Genomic DNA, 16,081 nt, shown 5'->3' on the forward strand with positions numbered 1-16,081 from the left:
GGTGCCTCCTTCAGCATCCGTGCCAGACGGGCGGGCGGCGTTCGGCGAAGGCCGCCATGCCCTCCCGGGCGTCCCGGCTGGCCAGCAACCGGGCGCTCAGCTCGGCGTTGATCCGCCAGAGTTCGTCCTCGGGCGTGCCGCCGGCCGCGGCCCGCACCAGGCGCTTGCCCGCTTGGAGGGAGAGCGGCGCGTGGGCGGCGATGCGCTCCGCGAGCTCCAGGGCCGCGTGCAGGGCGTGGCCGGGTGGGGCGAGGCGGTTGACCAGGTGCCACTGACGGGCGGTGGCCGCGGAGACCGGCTCGCCGGTGAGCGCGGCCTCCATGGCGGCGCGTACGGGCACCAGTCGGGGCAGCCGGATCAGTCCGCCGGCCCCGGCCAGCAGGCCCCGGGTCACCTCGGGCAGCCCGAACCTGGCGTCCTCGGCGGCCACCACCAGGTCGCAGGCCAGGGCGATCTCCAGGCCGCCGCCCAGCGCGGCGCCCTCGACGGCGGCGATCAGCGGGGAGCGCACCGGGTGGTGGACGATGCCGGCGAAGCCCCACTCCTCGTGGTCCGGGTCGTGCACCACGCCGCCGTCGGCCAGCGCCTTCAGGTCGGCGCCGGCGCAAAAGACCGGCCCGGCGCCGGTAAGTACGCCCACCCGCAGTGCCGGGTCGCGGTCCAGTTCGGTCAGGGCGGCGCCGAGGGCGGCCGCGAGGGCGGAGTCGACCGCGTTGCGCACCGCGGGGCGGTCCAGGGTCAGTACGGCGACGGGGCCCCGGCGTTCGAAGCGTACGAGCGGCGCGTCGGTGTCGGGCGCGGCCGTGCCGGGGGCGTCGGGCGTGCCGGCGGGGGCCGCGGGGGCGGTCACGCGGCGCCTCCGCCCCAGGCCTGCGCCGCGCCCGCCGGGGCGAACCGGGGGCTGCGGCGGGTGCGGAACGCGGCGATGCCCTCCATGGCGTCCGCGGTGGCCGCGGCCGCGCTGAGCTGGGTGGATTCATCCTCCAGGTGCTCGGCCAGCGAGCGCGCGAACGAGGCCCGCAGCAGCCGCTTGGTCTGCCCGTACGCCCGGGTGGGGCCGGCCGCGATCTCCTCGGCGAGCTGCACGGCCCGCTGGTGCAGCAGGTCGGCGGGGACCGTCTCGGTGGACAGGCCCCAGGACTGGGCGTCCTCGGCGCTGAGGACGTGGCCCAGCAGCGTGATGTGCTGGGCGCGGCGCAGTCCGACGAGCCGGGGCAGCAGGTGGCTGGTCGAGGCGTCCGGGGTCAGGCCCAGGGCGCCGTACGCGGAACGGTAGGTGGCTCCTTCGGCGGTCAGCAGGACATCGGCCAGGCAGGCCAGGCCCAAACCGGCGCCCGCCACATGGCCCTGGGCGGCGACGATCAGCGGGGCGGGCATGGCGGCGAGCCGGGACAGGGCCGCGTGCAGATAGCTGGTGACCTCCATCAGGTGGCTCGGCAGGTCGCCCGCCTTCTCGAAGGAGGTGAGGTCGCCGCCGACGCAGAAGTGGTCGCCCGCGCCGGTGAGCAGAACGCAGCCGCTGGTGGCGGTGCGCTCCAGCAGGGCGGCGCGCAGCAACTCCTGCGCGAGCCTGAGGTCGATGGCGTTGCGCCGCTCCGGGCGCGCCAGGTGCAGGCGGGTGACGCCGTTCTCCCAGGTGACCTGGATGCGGCGGAACCGGGCTGCGGGGCCGGTGGTCATCGTGCTCCTGTCGTGGCCGGGCCGGTGTCGGCGGCGGCGCGGTAGTGGTGGAAGCCGCGCCCGCTCTTGCGCCCGTGGTGGCCGGCCGCGACGAGCTCCCCGAGCAGGGCGGGGGGCTTGAAGGCCGGGTTGCCGGTGGCGCGGTGCAGGGCGGCCGCCACGTCGTGGAACACATCGATCCCGCTGAGGTCCACGGAGGCGAGCGGCCCCATGGGATGGCCGAAGCCCAGCCGACAGGCCCGGTCGAGGTCGGCGGGGCTGCAGGTGCCGTCCTCGACCATCCGGACGGCCTCGAGGATCAGCACGGTCAGCAGGCGGGTGGTGATGAAGCCGGGGGTGTCGCGCTCGACCAGCACGCTCTCCTTGCCGATCTCGGCGGCGAAGGCCTGGGCGAGGGCGAGGACGTGGTCCGACGTGGCGGGGCCCCGGACGATCTCGCACAGCCGCATCATCGGGACCGGAGAGAAGAAGTGGGTGCCCGCGACGCGTTCGGGGCGGGTGGTGGCCCGGGCGATCGCACCGATGGGGATGCCGGAGGTGTTGCTGGCCAGCAGGGCCGCGTCCGTGCAGAGCGCGTCGAGCCGGGCGAACACCTCCTGCTTGACGGCCAGGTCCTCGGCGATCGACTCGACGACCAGGGCCGCGCCGGCGCAGTCCTCCAGGCGGGTGGTGGGCCGGATACGGTCCAGGACCTCGGTGGGGTCGGCCGGCGCCGGCAGGTCGGGAGCCGCGCCCTTGCGGGCCAGCCGGCGCAGCGAGTCCTCGATGGCGGCGCGGGCGCGGGCCAGGGACTCCTGGGTGCGGCTGTAGAGCACCACCGGGCGGCCGGCGGCGGCCGCGACCTGGGCCAGGCCGGCGCCCATGGTGCCGGCGCCGACGATCGCGACCGGGCCGGCCGGCGCGCGGAGGGCCGGTGTCGGGGCCGCGGCCGGGCAGGGGGCGTCGAGGGTCACGGCTGGTGCCCGAAGTCGTCGGCGCCGGTCCAGCGGATCAGTGTGCCGCCGTGGCTCATGCCCGCGCCGAAGGAGACGATGACGACGTTGTCCCCGGGGCCGAGGCGGCCGGTGTCCATGGCCTCGCGCAGTACCAGCGGCACGCCGGCGCCCGAGGTGTTGCCGTACTTCTGGACGTTGGTCATGGTCTTTTCGGCGGGCAGACCCAGCTTCTCCATCAGCAGGTGGATCAGGTGGTAGTTGGCTTGGTGGAAGACGATGAGGTCGATGTCGTCCACGGTGATGCCGTGGGTCTTGGCCAGCTCCTCCACGAAACCGGGAACCCGCTCGAGGGCGAAATCGCGCACCCCGCGGCCGTGCATGTGGGCGAAGTTGTCGCCGAAGGCGGACTGCTTGGGAGTGCCGTCCTCCCAGGTGCGCTTCTCGCGCTTGACGTAGGCGGTGGTGTAGGCGGTCGGATCGCTGCGCAACAGCGCGGAGGAGACGCCCTTGCCGGCCTCGACGGGCTCGAGGAGATAGCAGGCCGCGCCGTCGCCGAAGATGACGCCGACGGTGCGGTCCTCGGGGTCGAAGGTCTTGGTGCTGACGTCGGCGAGGACGACGGCGACCCGGCGGTAGGCGCCGGAGGCCACGTACTTGGCGCCGACGTCCAGGGCCCAGGTGCCGCCGGGGCAGCCGCCGGTGTTGACGTCGAAGCCGGGCACGTCCTGGATGCCGGCCTTGCCCATGATGGCCACGGCGGTGGCCGGGATGAGGTTGTCGGGGGTGTACGTGCCGCAGATGACCAGGTCGACGGAGTGGGGGCTGACCCCGGCGCGCTCGCACGCGTCGAGCAGGGCCTTGGCTCCCAGGTCGGAGGACCACTCGTCGGGGGCCGACCAGCGGCGGGTCCGTACGCCGATGAACTCGCTGATCCACGCGTCGGTGGTGTTCAGCCGCTGTTCGAGGTCGGCGTTGGTCACGACCCGCTCGGGCAGGTGGCCGCCGATCGCCCGGATGCCCACACCCCGGGGCCTGTCGTATGCGATGGATTCCATGGGGCCGAGTCTTTCCGCCGCCCCGGGGAGCGGGAAGGCTCGTTCCGACTGGCCCATCGCCACCGTCACCAAGGCCGGTGGCTGCCCTGCCCGTTCGGGCAGGGCGTGTGGCGGCAGCATCCGGCGGCGCCGGATGTGCGGCTCGAATTCACCGCCCTACCTGGACTTTCGCGCCTTCTTGCGGCGAGGTGCGGCTGCCTATGGTTCCGCGAACCTGGGAGACGCCCCCTGGATCGGCGTCTCCCCTTTCTTCCGGGAAGAGAGCAGAAATGCCCATGACCGTTGCCAGTACCGCGGAGAGCCTCGGCCTTTCCCGTATCGCCACCGGTGGCCTGCGGATTCCGGTGGGAATCGTCGGCACCGGCTGTCACGTGCCCTCGCGGGTGGTTCCCAACGCAGAGCTCGTCGCGACGCTGGACACCACCGACGAATGGATCAGGAGCCGTACCGGTATCGGTGAACGGCGCTGGCTGGAGGACGGCCGGACGACCTCCGACATGTGTGTGGCCGCCGCGCTGGAGGCGCTGGAGCGCAGCGGCCGGTCGGCCGCGGACCTCGACGCGGTGATCGTGGCGACGTTCACCTACGACCAGCCGCTGCCGTCGACCGCGCTGATCGTGAAGGAGGCCCTCGGCGCGACAGGGGCGTTCCCGCTGGACCTCAGCCAGGCGGCCTGCGCGGGCGGGGTGTACGGCATGGTGACCGCGGCCCACCTGCTGCAGAACGACCGGATCCGCAATGTGCTGGTGATCGGCGCGGAGTGCCTGTCGCGGGTCACCGACCCCGAGGACCGCTCCACGCGGGTGTTCTTCGGCGACGCCGCGGGCGCGGTGGTGATGAGCCGGACCGAGCCGGGCTTCGGGCTGCTGTCCTGGGAGCTGGACGCCTCGCTGTCGTACGCGGTGGAGATCCCGGCGGGCGGGGCGAGTCGGCCCACGACCGCGGACAGCGTCGCGGCGCGCGACCAGTTCCTGAAGATGGACGGGCGCACGGTGTGGACGGAGGCCACCAAGCGCATGCCGGAGAGCATCCTGGCCACCCTGGACAAGGTGGGCCTGCGGCCGGGCGACGTGGATCACTACATGCTGCACCAGGCGAACCTGAACATCGTCCACGAGGCGATGGACGCGCTCGGGGTGGACCGCTCGCGGGCCGGCATCAGCGTGGACCGGTACGGCAACACGGGTGCGGCCACCGTCTTCACGGTGCTGCACGCGGCGATGGAGGCGGGCCGGGTGGCCCCGGGGGAGCTGGTGGTGGTCTCGGCCATCGGAGCCGGGTTCATCTGGGGCACCCTCTGCCTGCGGGCCGGGTGAGCGCGGATGTACGCCGTCGTGGCCGAGCGCTCCGTGCCCGAGGACCCGCTCGCGGGCCTGCGTACCGGGCCGTGGCCCGAGCCGCGGCCCCCGGAGGGCTGGGCCACGGTCGAGGTACGGGCCGCCGCCCTGAACCACCACGACCTGTGGACGCTGCGCGGGGTGGCGGTGCTGCCCGGGCAGTTGCCGGTCGTCCTCGGCAGTGACGCCGCGGGCGTCGACGAGGACGGCCGGGAGGTGATCGTCTACCCGGTGATCGGAGATCCGCTGGCCGGGCGCGGGGACGAGACCCTCGACCCGGCGGTGGAGTTCCTCTCCGTGCACTGGCCCGGCACGCTCGCGCAGCGGGTGTCGGTACCGCACCGCTGCCTGGTGCCCAAGCCGGCCGAGCTGAGCTTCGCCGAGGCGGCCTGTCTGCCGGGTGCCTGGCTGACGGCCTACCGGATGCTGTTCGAGAAGTCCGGGGTCGAGCCGGGCGGTGTCGTGCTGGTGCAGGGCGCGGGCGGCGGTGTCGGCACGGCCGCGGTGCGCCTGGGCAGCGCCGCGGGGCTGCGGGTGTGGGCGGTGAGCCGGTCCGCGGAGAAGCGGCGCCGGCTCACGGAGCTGGGCGCGGAGCGGGTGCTGGCGCCGGATGAGCGGCTGCCGCACAAGGTGGAAGCGGTGATCGACACCGTGGGCGAGGCCACGTACGCGGCCTCGTTGAAGGCGCTGCGCACGGGCGGGCGGCTGGTGCTCTCGGGGGCGACCACGGGGGGCCTGCCGCCTGCCGATCTGGGGCGGCTCTTCGCCAACCAGCTGTCGGTGGTGGGCTCGACCATGGGGACGGCCGACCAGTTGGCCCGGCTGGCGGCGTTCTGCGTGCGCACCGGTGTGCGGCCGGTGGTGGACCGGGTGCTGCCGCTGTCGCGGGTGCGGGAGGGGCTGGCGGCCATGGACGCGGGCGAGCTGTTCGGCAAGGTCGTGCTGGTGCCCTGAGTCCCGGTCCCTCGGCTGCTGCCGGTACGGCGACTTCGGCCCGGCCCCTCCTGACGGAGGGGCCGGGCCGAAGCGTTGTCGCCGCCGACGGGGGATGTCTTCAGGCGGCGGGCGCCTCCGCCGGGACCTTGACGGCCTCGGTGGCGGGCGCCGCCACGGTGCGCGGCAGGAACAGCGCGGGCAGCAGGGTGACGGCGGTGAAGCCGAACACCCACCAGAAGGAGGTGCCGAAGGCCTCGGACAGCGGGGCGCCGGAGGTCTTGGCGTCCGTCAGGCCGTTCTGCAGGACGACGGCGACCGCGGCCGTGCCGACCGAACCGCCCAGCCGCTGGAAGATGTTCATGGCGCTGGAGGCTCGGGGCATCGCGGAGGGGGCCAGCGAGCGGTAGGCGGCTGCGAGGCTGGGCAGGGTCACCACGCCGACGCCGATGCCGCGGGCCACCATGGCGGCGGCGAGCAGGGCCTCGTTGGTGCCGTCGTCGAGGAGCGCGAAGGGCAGGGTGCCCAGCAGGGTGACGAGGACGCCGGCGAGGGCGAGCGGTCCCGCCCCCATCTTGTCGGTGGCCTTGCCGACCACGGCCATGGCGATGACGTAGCCGACGCCCTGCGGGGCGAGCATGAGTCCGGCCTCGAGGACGGTGGCGCCGCGGTCCAGCTGGAAGTACAGGGGCAGCAGGAACATCGCGCCGAACACGCCGGCGTTCAGGGTGAACTGGGTGACGACAGCGGCGGAGTAGCCGCGGTCGGCGAACAGCCGCAGGTCGACCAGCGGGGTGCCGGGGGTGCGCAGGGCGTGCACGGTGAAGCCGACCAGCAGGGCCACGCCGGCCAGGGTCCAGGGCAGGCTGCCGGCGTCGGTGAAGCCGCCGCTGCCGGCCTCGGCCAGGCCGTACAGGAGCAGGGCGAGGCCGGGCGAGAGGAGCAGCAGGCCGAGGACGTCGAGCCGGCGGTCGGTCTGCGGGCGGTCGGCCGGGAGCTTGATCCAGGCGAGGACGATGGCGGCCAGGCCGATCGGGATGTTGATGAAGAAGATCCAGCGCCAGTTCAGCTCGTCGACGAAGAACCCGCCGATGACCGGGCCGATGATCGGGGCGAGCATGGCGGGCACGGAGACCACGGCCATCACCCTGCCGAGCCGGGCGGGGCCCGCGGCGCGGGCGAGCATGGCCTGCGCCATCGGCATCACCATGCCGCCTCCGAGGCCCTGGATCACGCGGAAGACCACCAGGCTCTCCACGGACCAGGCGAGGCCGCAGAGGACCGAGCCGACGAGGAAGAGGATCTGGGCGGCCAGCCACACCCGCTTGGCGCCGAAGCGCTCCATGGACCAGCCGGCGAGCGGGACGACGAGGGAAAGGGCCAGTAGGTAGCCGGTGACGGACCACTGGATCGAGTCGAGCGGGGCGTCCAGCTCGCGGGTGAGGGCGTCGATGGCGACGTTGACGATCGTGCCGTCGAGCAGGGTGGTCACGGCCCCCAGCACCAGGACGCCGCACAGCCACCACAGCTGGCCGTCGATGTGGGTGTCCTGCTCCGCGGCGGCGGGCGCAGGTGCGGGTCGGTTCATGGCAGGGGTCCCCTCCGTAAACGTGGCGAAGCAGAAACTTGGACTGCCTCGTCTAGGTTTTAAATAGTAGACTGGGTCGTCCAGAAATCAAGTCGGCGAGTGGCTCAGGAGGAACAGGCAGTGGTGGACACCCAGGAGACGACCCGGCCCCGCCCGCGCCGCATGCACGGCAGGCGGGACCGCAGGGCGCAGATCCTCCAGGCGGCGGCCACGGTGTTCACCCGCGACGGCTTCGCGCGGGCGAGCGTCGACACCATCGCCGCCGAGGCGAAGGTGGCCAAGCAGACCCTCTACAACCACTTCGGCGACCGGGAGTCGCTCGTGGCCGAAGTCGTGGCGGCGGCGATGGACCCGCTGGCCAGCCAGTTCGACACGCTGGTGCACGAGACCATCGCCGCCCACGACGGCACCGACCTGCCGGCGCAGTTCCGGGACTTCGGTCGGCGCTGGGTGCGGCTGATGTTGTGCGACACCGCCGCGCTGCGCTGGCGGATCCTGGCAGACGCCGCGCTGGACGAGTCCCTGCGCCGGGCGCTGCGCGGCATCGACCGGGACGCGGGCGTCCGTGCCGTGGCCGAGCAGCTCGCGCTGCTCGGCCGGGCCGGCCACCTGGACGTCGGCGATGCCGAGGCGGCGGCCCGGCAGCTGCGGGCGCTGCTGGTGGGCGAGGCCCAGCTGGAGTCGATGCTCGGTCAGGTCGCGCTGGACGAGGCGGGGATCGACGCGGTGGTGGAGCGGGGCATCAGCATGTTCATGCGTGCGTACGGTCGGCGCTGACGGCGGCCGGGGTCTGCTGGGTCTACCCGCGGGCCGCCGGGGCGACGGAGCGTGGGCGCAGTCGGCGCATCAGCGGGACCTCTATCCAGCGGTACGCCGCCCAGGCCGCCAGCACGCACAGCCCCAGACAACCCAGCGCCACCGGGCCCACCAGCCAGGTCGGCAAGGCCGCGTCCTTGTCGGGCAGCACCCCCGCGGCGGCCAGCGCCGGGCGCAGCGCGCCCGCGACGACCGCGAGGAGCAGCAGCTGGAAGACGTACAGGCAGTACGAGATCTCGCCGAGGAAGCGCATCACCCGCCCCCGCAGCGGCGACCATGTGCCGTGCACGTCCGCCGTCGCCAGGGCGGCGATCAGCAGTACGAACGGCAGGAAGGTGCCGGCCTGGTGCTGCAGGCGCGGCGGCAGCTCCTGATTGACCAGCCAGCCGGCCAGGCAGATCAGCAGGGCGGCCGGCACGCCGGGACCGCGCCACTGGCCGCGCCGCACCAACAGGGCGGCGGCCACGCCGGCGACGAACTCCAGCGCGCGGAAGGCCGGCAGGACGTAGGTGAACCAGTACGGGAAGGGGCCGCCGACCGGGCCGGTGGAGATGATCTCCTTGGCCGGGTAGGGCAGGTCCACCAGCTCGCCCAGGGTGTACGGCAGCACGAAGGCCCCCACCACCGCCACCGCCACCGTGGCGTACAGCGCGTTCGCGGGCAGCCGCCGCAGGCCCACGAAGACCAGCGGCAGGATCGCGTAGAAGAAGGCTTCGCAGCTCAGCGACCAGGTCACGGGGTTGAGGCCGAAGTACAGGGACTGGTCGGGGGTCCAGGACTGCAGCAGCGTCAGGTGCAGTGCCACGTTGGTGCCCGACGGGGTCTGGCCCATGCCGGCGAACATCACGAAGGCCAACACGGTCGAGACGAAGTAGACGGGGTAGATCTTCGCGAACCGCCGCTGCCAGAACCGGCCGACGGTGTCGGTCTCCGGGCAGTACGTCCAGGCCAGGACGAAACCGCTGAGCACGAAGAAGCAGCTCACACCGATGGTTCCGGTGCCGAAGAGCCAGTGCAGCACCGTGTCGGCGGGGCCGGTGTCGTCCGACCCTACTCTGCTGGCCAGTCTCAGCGCGGCCAGGTGCTCGCCGAACACCAGCAGCGCCGCCCACCAGCGCAGGCCCGTCAGCGACTCGAGCCGGGAGCCGCGGCCGACCAGCAGGTTCAGTTCGCGGGCGCCGGGGCGCTCGTAGCGGGTGAGCTTCGCGAAGGCATGGGCGGTACGGCCGGGCCGGCCGGTGCGTGCCGTGGATGCGGGACGTGCGGGGCTTGGGGAACTCATCTGACCTCCAAGTGGGAGCGCCGGACCCGCCAGGGACCGGTGGGGGCCCGCGGCGGGGCCTGAACAGGGATCGGGGCCGTCCTCCGCGCGGGGGTTCGCGGCGGACGGCCCCGACGTGCGAGGTGGGCTCAGCGGGAGCCGGCGCCGGCCGGTTCGGTCACCGGCAGGCTGGGGGCGGTCACCCCGGCGTCGGTGAACGCCTTCTGGAAGGCGCCTACGGCCTGGGTGACGAACTCGGACCGGTTCTCGCGCACCCACGCGGCGGAGGCCTCGAAGCCCTCCAGCGAGCCGTTGAAGCGCGGTACGACGAACCGTGCCAAGCGCTCGAAGGAGGCCCGGGTGTTCTCCCGGGACGCCCAGTCGGCGCCGGCGACCAGCAGGGTGCCGAAACCGCCGCTGCTCTCGTACAGCTCCTCGACGCCCGCGGCGACCTCGTCCGGCGAGCCGATGATCGCGGTGCCGGTCTCCACCAGGTACTCGATCTCCCTGCCCGGCTCGATGCCGAGGGCGTCGACCGGCAGGCCGACGATGTCGCCGAAGTAGCCGCGCAGCCAGGCCGCGGCGCCCTCGCGCAGGTCCTCCAGGGCCTGCTCGCGGGACTCGCCGACGTACACGTTGACCACCAGGCGCCAGTCGGCGCGGTCGACGGTGCGGCCTGCGGCCGCGGCCGCCTCCTCGGCGTACTGCCACTGGCGACGCAGGTCCGGGACGGTGCCGCCAGGGCGCGGCGAGGCGAAGGACAGCGGGCTCAGGCCATGCCGGCCGGCCAGCTGCATGCTGTGCGGGGAGGCCGCGCTGGAGATGGCCACCTCGATGCCGCCGGGGCGGTAGGGACGGTGCTGCAGGCGCGCGTCGCGCAGCGTGAACCAGTCGGTGGCGCGGTTGACCGGGCCCTCGCCGGCGAGGAGCTCCAGGACGGCCTCCAGGGACTCGCCGGTCATCCGGCGCTGTTCGGAGGGGTGGATGCCGAGCATGTGGGCGTCGCCGGGCGCCGAGCCCGCTCCGACGCCCAGCATCACGCGGCCTCGGGTCTGGTGGTCGAGCTGGACGATGCGCGAGGCCACGTGGAAGGGATGGTGGTAGGGCAGGCTGGTGACGCCGGTTCCCAGGCGGATGTGGCGGGTGTGTTCGGCGGCCGCCGCGAGGAAGACCTCGGGCGAGGAGATCGTGCCCCAGCCGCCGGAGTGGTGCTCGCCGATCCACGCCTCTGCCAGGCCGAGTTCGTCCAGCCACCGCACGAGGTCCAGGTCGCGCCAGAGTTGGAGGGTGGGGTTCTCGCCGTGCGGGTGCAGAGGCGAGATGAACGCGCCGAAGCCGATCTGCGGCCGGGTCATGCGGAGGTCTCCTCAAGAGTCGGGGCGGGGGCGGCGGCCGCGGAGGTCGGGGCGGTCGCGGCGTCGCCCACCAGTCGCTGCCAGATGCGGGTGCCGCGCTCGGCCAGGGTCGGGTGGCCGGCGAAGACCCGCGCGAGGGCGGCCCGGGCCGCCTCGGGGGTGTCGACCCGGCTGCTGCGCTCCGTACCGCCCTCGGAGGTCTCGATCAGCACGTCGTTGACGAGCGTGACCTTGCCGGTGCCGGTCACCCGGGAGCACATCAGCGTGCGCGGGATGGGCGAGCCGGTGCCGGGGGTGAGGTAGAGGGCGAGGATGGTCGCGAAGTGCTCGCCGCCGCGCCGTTCGAGGGTGAACCGGTGGATCGGGGACCACCGGCCGCCGGCTCCCGCGCGCTGGGCGACGTGGTCGTCGCCGTCCTGGGCGCGCACCACGCGGAAGCGCCAGCCGTGCTCGGTGTGCTCGCTGCCGTCCAGCTTCAGCGGCGCCACGGCGATCAGCTGGGAGTACGCGACGTCGACGAGGTACGCGACGCCTTCGATCCGGACCACCAGGACCATGTGGTCGCCGGTGTCGGTGTACGCGCGGTCCTGCGGCAGCCAGGGGCGGGAGGCGTGCGTGGTCACCTCGAAGCCGAGGTCGCCGAGGAGGGCGGCGAAGAGGTTGTTGACCTCCATGCAGGCCCCGCCCAGGTGGCGGACCACGACCTTCTCGTACACGCTGGCCGCGTCGATGCCGGGGATCACGCCATCGGGCCCGTCGAGCAGTTCGAAGGGCACGGCCCGCACATGGGCCCGGCACAGCGCGGTCAGCACCTCGAGGGTCGGCTCGAGCGGGCCGTCATATCCGACGCGCGCGAGGTACGAGCGCCGCTGCTCGTCGGTCAGGTTCACGAGCGGACTCCGGCGGGCACCGCGGCCGGGGAGGACGGTGCGCCCTCGGGGACGGCCGTGGCGAGCGCGGCGCGCAGTTCTTCCTGGCCCAGGGCCAGCGGGGCGAAGTCCGGCAGGTGTCCGGCGCCCGCGCCGGCCGCCTGGCCCGCCCGCGCCGCGAGGGCGTCGAGGTGCGCCTCCTGCATGTCCTGGAAGGCCTCGGTGAAGGGCCGGCGCAGTTCCTCGAAGCGGTGCAGGGCCGCGCTGTCGCCCGCGGTCATGGCCTCGTCGGCGGCGGTCGCCACACAGGCCGCGTCCTGGAGGGAGAGGTTCAGTCCCTGGCCGCCGTAGACGTGCACGCCGTGGGCACTGTCCCCGACCAGGAAGACGTTGCCGTCGGTCCAGCGCTCGGGGCGCACGATGTGGTGCAGGAACTCGCGGACCTGGGAGCGGTCGGTGGTGTGCTCACGGATCCAGTCGGCGGCCTGCGGCACGGCCCGCGCGTAGCGCTCGGCGAGCGCGGCGAGCGGGCCGTCGACGGCCCCGCCGGCGGTGTCCGGTCCGGTGATCCAGGCGAACAGCAGGGTCTCGTCGGCGATCGGGGTGCCCAGCACATAGCCGTCGGCGGTGAAGGCGGCCCGCATAACCGGCCCCCAGGCCTCGGGCAGCGGCAGGCGCAGCTCGGTGTAGCCGCGCTCGAAGGCACGGGCAGGGGCAGTGATGCCGGCCATCTCGCGGACGGCCGAGCGCTTGCCGTCGCAGCCGATGATCAGTGAGGGGTACAGGGTGCGCACGCCCTGGGCGTCCTCGAGTTCGAGGCCGCGCACACCGGGGGCGGCCCCGTCGCGCTGCGGCAGGGCACGCACCGTGGCGCCGTACACCAGCTCGACGCCGGGGGTGGCGCGGACGGCGGTGGTGAGCACGTCGCGCAGCCGGACGATCGAGGTGGGAAGGGCGAAGGGGACGGGCGCCCCGGGCAGGTCGGCGTAGGCGTACGAGGCGACGGCGGCGCCGCCCGCGGTGACCTCGCCGTGGGTGACCGGGGTGGTGTTCGCGGCCAGTTCGGGCAGCAGGCCCAGGCGGTCGAGGATGCCCAGGGTGGCGGGCTGCAGGATCGGGCAGATCCCGTTGCCCGGGCCGCCGAGGACGGGTTCGTCCTCGCGCTCGATCAGCAGAACCCGGCGGCCCCGCAGGCCCAGCAGCAGGCCGAGCAGCAGGCCCGCGGGGCCGGCGCCGACGATGGCTACCTCGGGGTCGGTGGGGTCGGCCGGTCGCGGCAACGGGCTCCGCGCGGTGCGGGACGGTTCAGACATGGGTGCTCTCCACCTCGCGGGGCCTGCTCGGGGCAGGCATGGACAGTTGATCGGCGAGCTTGGGGTAGTCGCCCGCCCAGAACAGCAGCGGCTGGGCCGGCCGCCCGTGGTGGACCTCGGTCACCCGGCCGAGGAAGAGAGTGTGGTCGCCGCCCGGGTGGGCGGCCTCGACGGAACACTCGAAGGCCGCCAGCGAACCGGCCGTCAGGGCCGCGCCGTTGCGGCCGTGCCACGAGCCGAGCCGGTGCCAGGCCTCGGTGCCGCGGGGCCGCTCGGGGGAGGCCAGCAGGGCCGCGAGCGGCCCCTGGTCCTCGGCCAGCACGCTGACGGAGAAGTTCCCGCCGTCGCTCAGCCGCCGGTGCAGCCGCCCGGTCGTACGTACGCTCACCAGCAGGAGCAGGGGGTCGAGGGAGACCGACACCAGGGAGTTGGCGGTCATCGCCTCGGTGGTGGGACCGGAGCCGCAGGCGACGACGGTGACGCCGGTACAGAACCGCCCCATCGCCCGGCGAAAATCCGCCCCGTCCGGGCGTATTCGCTCGTGGTCAATGGCCGAATTCATGTCCACCCGCCTTCCATTCAGTCATGGCTCCATCCTTCATTTCCACGGGAAACACACCAGCCCCATCCGGGTACCCGTTCGGGGTGCACTCTCGGGGCGCACCGCCCGGCGTCCCACGCCCGGCCAGGCCTTTTCGCCGCACGGAGGTGGAGGGCCGGATCCCTTGACCCGTCCGGAAACGGCCGCCTAAATTCCTGGCCATCCGCTGCACCGCACTCGCCGGCAGCGATCCTGCCGACCACGTGACACCACTGGGGGAACATCACGACCCCAGGTGCTCCGCGGATTCGAATTCATCGTCCAGAAAGGGCGGCCATTCCCATGTCACATTCCCTTTCCAGCGGGAGGGAGATTCGCCTGAACCGCCTATCGCGGCATGGCGACGAGCGTTATCTTTTCATTCCACTGGACCATTCCGTGTCGGACGGACCGGTCGTCAACGCCGATGAATTCGACCAGCTCATGGGGTCACTCGTCGCCGGCGGCGCCGACGCGGTGATCGTCCACAAGGGCCGGGCGCGCAGCATCGCCCCCCGCCACCTGCGGGAGTGCGCGCTGATCGTCCACTTGAGCGCAGGCACGTCCCGCGCCGCCGATACAGATCAGAAGGTCCTGGTCGCCAGCGTGGAGGAGGCCGTACAGCTCGGCGCCGACGCGGTGAGCGTCCATGTCAACGTGGGATCCGACACCGAGAGCCGGCAGCTGGCCGACCTCGGCGCCGTCGCGGCGGAGTGTGCGCGCTGGGAGATGCCGCTGCTCGCGATGATCTACCCGCGCGGTCCCCGGATCTCCGACCCGCACGACCCCGATCTCCTGGCCCACGTCGTGAACATCGCCGTGGACCTCGGTGCCGATCTGGTCAAGACCTCGGCCGCCGCGCCCATGAGCGCGATGGCGGACGTGGTGGCCAGCTGCCCGGTGCCCATTCTGGTCGCGGGCGGCCGGCCCAGCGGTCAAAGCCTGACCCAGTACGCGCAGTCGGCCGTCGACGCCGGGTGCGCGGGCCTGGCGGTGGGCCGCCGGGTGTTCACCGACCCCGACCCCGAGACCCTGGTCCGCGAGCTGGCCGCGATCGTGCACGCACCGCGGCAGCAGCCGGTCGACCTCCCCGTGGACGTGCCCGAGCTGTACGGCGCCACCGCCGCGCTCTGACCGGTGCGGGTCCCGTCCCCGTCAGGGGCCCGCGCCCGCGTCCTCCTCCACCTCTTCCGTTAGGGATTCCTGTGAAGTTCGCCTGGATCGACGTCCGTTCCGCCTCTTCCGAGCAGCGCGAGGCCATCGTCGACGCTGCCATCCACGCCCGCGTCGACGGCATAGTCTCCGACGACCCCGCTCTCCTCGCGACCCTGCCCACCACCGTGAAGCGCATCCTCGTCGGCACCCGGGCCGAGGGCGACGATCTCATCGTCCTCCACGACGTCGCCGACCAGGACGCCCTGGCCGACCTCCGCACCCGCCACCAGGACGGCGACAAGAACATCGCCGGACGGGTCGACGTCATCGACGACCCGACGCTGACGCTGGCCTGCGAGACCGCGATCGCACTCCCCTACACCCTGGTGGAGTTCAAGGACCCGACGAAGATCCCGCTCGAGATCGTCATCGCGGCCGCCGACCGCTCCCCCGGCCAGCTCGTCTGCAAGGCCGCGGACCTCGAAGAGGCCAAGGTCATCATCGACGTACTCGAAAAGGGCTCCGAGGGCGTCCTCATCGCTCCCGCCACCGCCAACGACGTCTTCGAACTCGTCGAGGCCCTGCGCGTGAAGACCTCCGCCCTCGAGCTCACCACGCTGACGGTCGACCGCATCGAGCACCTGGGCCTCGGCGACCGCGTCTGCATCGACACCACCTCGCACTTCGAAAAGGACGAGGGCATGCTCATCGGCTCCTACGCACACGGATTCATCCTGTGCGTCAGCGAGACCCACCCGTTGCCCTACATGCCCACCCGGCCCTTCCGCATCAACGCCGGCGCCCTGCACTCCTACGCCTTCGGCCAGGACAACCGCACCAACTACCTCAGCGAGCTGAAGGCCGGCCACCCGGTCCTCGCCGTGGGCGCCGACGGCCGCACCCGCCGTATCACCGTCGGCCGCATCAAACTCGAGTCGCGCCCGCTGCTGAGCATCCACGCCACCTCCCCCGAGGGCGTCGAGGTCAACCTCATCGTCCAGGACGACTGGCACGTCCGCGTCCTGGGCCCCGGCGCCAAGGTCCTCAACGTCACCGAGTTGAAGAAGGGCGACCAGGTCCTCGGCCACATCGCGACCGAGAAGCGCCATGTCGGCTGGCCCGTCGGCGAGTTCTGCGTCGAGAAGTAGGCCGGGAATCGGGCCCGGACAGCCCGGGCCCGGGAAGCAGGCCGGTCCGGCGAGTG

Annotated in this window: 15 protein-coding genes; 5 read left to right on the forward strand and 10 right to left on the reverse strand. The window is 73.1% G+C overall.

Annotation, left to right across the window (positions count from 1 at the left end; all coding sequences use genetic code 11):
* Positions 1–10 precede the first annotated feature (10 nt).
* The 4 genes from SGFS_RS17185 to SGFS_RS17200 are packed head-to-tail and all read right to left on the reverse strand — an operon-like array spanning position 11 to position 3,670.
* The gene (locus SGFS_RS17185) at positions 11–850 is read right to left on the reverse strand and encodes a crotonase/enoyl-CoA hydratase family protein (protein ID WP_286251243.1); all 840 of its coding nucleotides are present in this window, start codon (positions 848–850) and stop codon (positions 11–13) included.
* On the reverse strand, positions 847–1,680 hold the full coding sequence (locus SGFS_RS17190; protein WP_286251244.1) for an enoyl-CoA hydratase/isomerase family protein: 834 nt from the start codon (positions 1,678–1,680) through the stop codon (positions 847–849). The genes SGFS_RS17185 and SGFS_RS17190 overlap by 4 nt, the downstream gene beginning before the upstream one ends.
* The gene (locus SGFS_RS17195) at positions 1,677–2,633 is read right to left on the reverse strand and encodes a 3-hydroxyacyl-CoA dehydrogenase family protein (RefSeq protein ID WP_286251245.1); all 957 of its coding nucleotides are present in this window, start codon (positions 2,631–2,633) and stop codon (positions 1,677–1,679) included. The genes SGFS_RS17190 and SGFS_RS17195 overlap by 4 nt, the downstream gene beginning before the upstream one ends.
* Positions 2,630–3,670, reverse strand: coding sequence for a 3-oxoacyl-ACP synthase III family protein (locus SGFS_RS17200; protein ID WP_286251247.1), 1,041 nt, complete (start codon positions 3,668–3,670; stop codon positions 2,630–2,632). Before SGFS_RS17200 ends, SGFS_RS17195 begins: the two co-directional genes overlap by 4 nt.
* Before the next feature lie 275 nt (positions 3,671–3,945).
* Between SGFS_RS17200 and SGFS_RS17205 the strand changes: the two genes are divergently transcribed.
* A complete protein-coding gene (locus tag SGFS_RS17205) occupies positions 3,946–4,986 on the forward strand; it encodes a 3-oxoacyl-ACP synthase III family protein (RefSeq protein ID WP_286251248.1) in 1,041 nt (346 codons plus the stop codon).
* 6 nt (positions 4,987–4,992) lie between these two features.
* Positions 4,993–5,961, forward strand: coding sequence for a zinc-binding dehydrogenase (locus tag SGFS_RS17210; RefSeq protein WP_286251250.1), 969 nt, complete (start codon positions 4,993–4,995; stop codon positions 5,959–5,961).
* Positions 5,962–6,061: 100 nt separating this feature from the next.
* On the opposite strand, the gene SGFS_RS17215 is transcribed toward SGFS_RS17210, so the two are convergent.
* Complete coding sequence (locus SGFS_RS17215) at positions 6,062–7,528, reverse strand: MDR family MFS transporter (protein ID WP_286251251.1); 1,467 nt, start codon at positions 7,526–7,528, stop codon at positions 6,062–6,064.
* Between the two features lie 120 nt (positions 7,529–7,648).
* Here SGFS_RS17215 and SGFS_RS17220 point away from each other — a divergent pair, with 120 nt between their 5' ends.
* Entirely contained in the window at positions 7,649–8,305 is a 657-nt protein-coding gene (locus SGFS_RS17220; protein WP_286251252.1) for a TetR/AcrR family transcriptional regulator, read from the forward strand.
* 22 nt (positions 8,306–8,327) lie between these two features.
* Here SGFS_RS17220 and SGFS_RS17225 read toward each other — a convergent pair whose 3' ends face one another.
* The 5 genes from SGFS_RS17225 to SGFS_RS17245 form a co-directional block, all read right to left on the reverse strand.
* Entirely contained in the window at positions 8,328–9,626 is a 1,299-nt protein-coding gene (locus SGFS_RS17225; RefSeq protein WP_286251254.1) for an acyltransferase family protein, read from the reverse strand.
* Between the two features lie 128 nt (positions 9,627–9,754).
* Positions 9,755–10,960, reverse strand: a complete 1,206-nt coding sequence (locus tag SGFS_RS17230; RefSeq protein WP_286251256.1) for an LLM class flavin-dependent oxidoreductase — start codon at positions 10,958–10,960, stop codon at positions 9,755–9,757.
* Positions 10,957–11,850, reverse strand: coding sequence for an arylamine N-acetyltransferase family protein (locus SGFS_RS17235; protein ID WP_286251258.1), 894 nt, complete (start codon positions 11,848–11,850; stop codon positions 10,957–10,959). Before SGFS_RS17235 ends, SGFS_RS17230 begins: the two co-directional genes overlap by 4 nt.
* Positions 11,847–13,142 carry an FAD-dependent oxidoreductase gene (locus tag SGFS_RS17240; protein WP_286251260.1) on the reverse strand — a complete coding sequence of 432 codons (1,296 nt, stop codon included), beginning with the start codon at positions 13,140–13,142 and terminating at the stop codon, positions 11,847–11,849. Before SGFS_RS17240 ends, SGFS_RS17235 begins: the two co-directional genes overlap by 4 nt.
* The gene (locus SGFS_RS17245) at positions 13,135–13,704 is read right to left on the reverse strand and encodes a flavin reductase family protein (protein WP_286251261.1); all 570 of its coding nucleotides are present in this window, start codon (positions 13,702–13,704) and stop codon (positions 13,135–13,137) included. The genes SGFS_RS17240 and SGFS_RS17245 overlap by 8 nt, the downstream gene beginning before the upstream one ends.
* Before the next feature lie 321 nt (positions 13,705–14,025).
* Here SGFS_RS17245 and SGFS_RS17250 point away from each other — a divergent pair, with 321 nt between their 5' ends.
* Together SGFS_RS17250 and SGFS_RS17255 are read left to right on the forward strand one after the other, a co-directional pair.
* On the forward strand, positions 14,026–14,856 hold the full coding sequence (locus tag SGFS_RS17250; protein ID WP_286251262.1) for a 2-amino-3,7-dideoxy-D-threo-hept-6-ulosonate synthase: 831 nt from the start codon (positions 14,026–14,028) through the stop codon (positions 14,854–14,856).
* A 71-nt stretch (positions 14,857–14,927) separates the two neighbouring features.
* Positions 14,928–16,025, forward strand: coding sequence for a 3-dehydroquinate synthase II (locus tag SGFS_RS17255; protein WP_286251264.1), 1,098 nt, complete (start codon positions 14,928–14,930; stop codon positions 16,023–16,025).
* Positions 16,026–16,081 lie beyond the last annotated feature (56 nt).

Source organism: Streptomyces graminofaciens (genome assembly GCF_030294945.1).
Classification (GTDB): domain Bacteria; phylum Actinomycetota; class Actinomycetes; order Streptomycetales; family Streptomycetaceae; genus Streptomyces; species Streptomyces graminofaciens.

Excerpts from the sequence above, each read along its gene's own strand:
- SGFS_RS17190 (WP_286251244.1), bottom strand. The coding sequence starts at position 1,680 with ATGACCACCGGCCCCGCAGCCCGGTTCCGCCGCATCCAGGTCACCTGG.
- SGFS_RS17200 (WP_286251247.1), bottom strand. The coding sequence starts at position 3,670 with ATGGAATCCATCGCATACGACAGGCCCCGGGGTGTGGGCATCCGGGCG.
- SGFS_RS17205 (WP_286251248.1), top strand. The coding sequence starts at position 3,946 with ATGACCGTTGCCAGTACCGCGGAGAGCCTCGGCCTTTCCCGTATCGCC.
- SGFS_RS17210 (WP_286251250.1), top strand. The coding sequence starts at position 4,993 with ATGTACGCCGTCGTGGCCGAGCGCTCCGTGCCCGAGGACCCGCTCGCG.
- SGFS_RS17215 (WP_286251251.1), bottom strand. The coding sequence starts at position 7,528 with ATGAACCGACCCGCACCTGCGCCCGCCGCCGCGGAGCAGGACACCCAC.
- SGFS_RS17225 (WP_286251254.1), bottom strand. The coding sequence starts at position 9,626 with ATGAGTTCCCCAAGCCCCGCACGTCCCGCATCCACGGCACGCACCGGC.
- SGFS_RS17230 (WP_286251256.1), bottom strand. The coding sequence starts at position 10,960 with ATGACCCGGCCGCAGATCGGCTTCGGCGCGTTCATCTCGCCTCTGCAC.
- SGFS_RS17240 (WP_286251260.1), bottom strand. The coding sequence starts at position 13,142 with ATGTCTGAACCGTCCCGCACCGCGCGGAGCCCGTTGCCGCGACCGGCC.
- SGFS_RS17245 (WP_286251261.1), bottom strand. The coding sequence starts at position 13,704 with ATGAATTCGGCCATTGACCACGAGCGAATACGCCCGGACGGGGCGGAT.
- SGFS_RS17250 (WP_286251262.1), top strand. The coding sequence starts at position 14,026 with ATGTCACATTCCCTTTCCAGCGGGAGGGAGATTCGCCTGAACCGCCTA.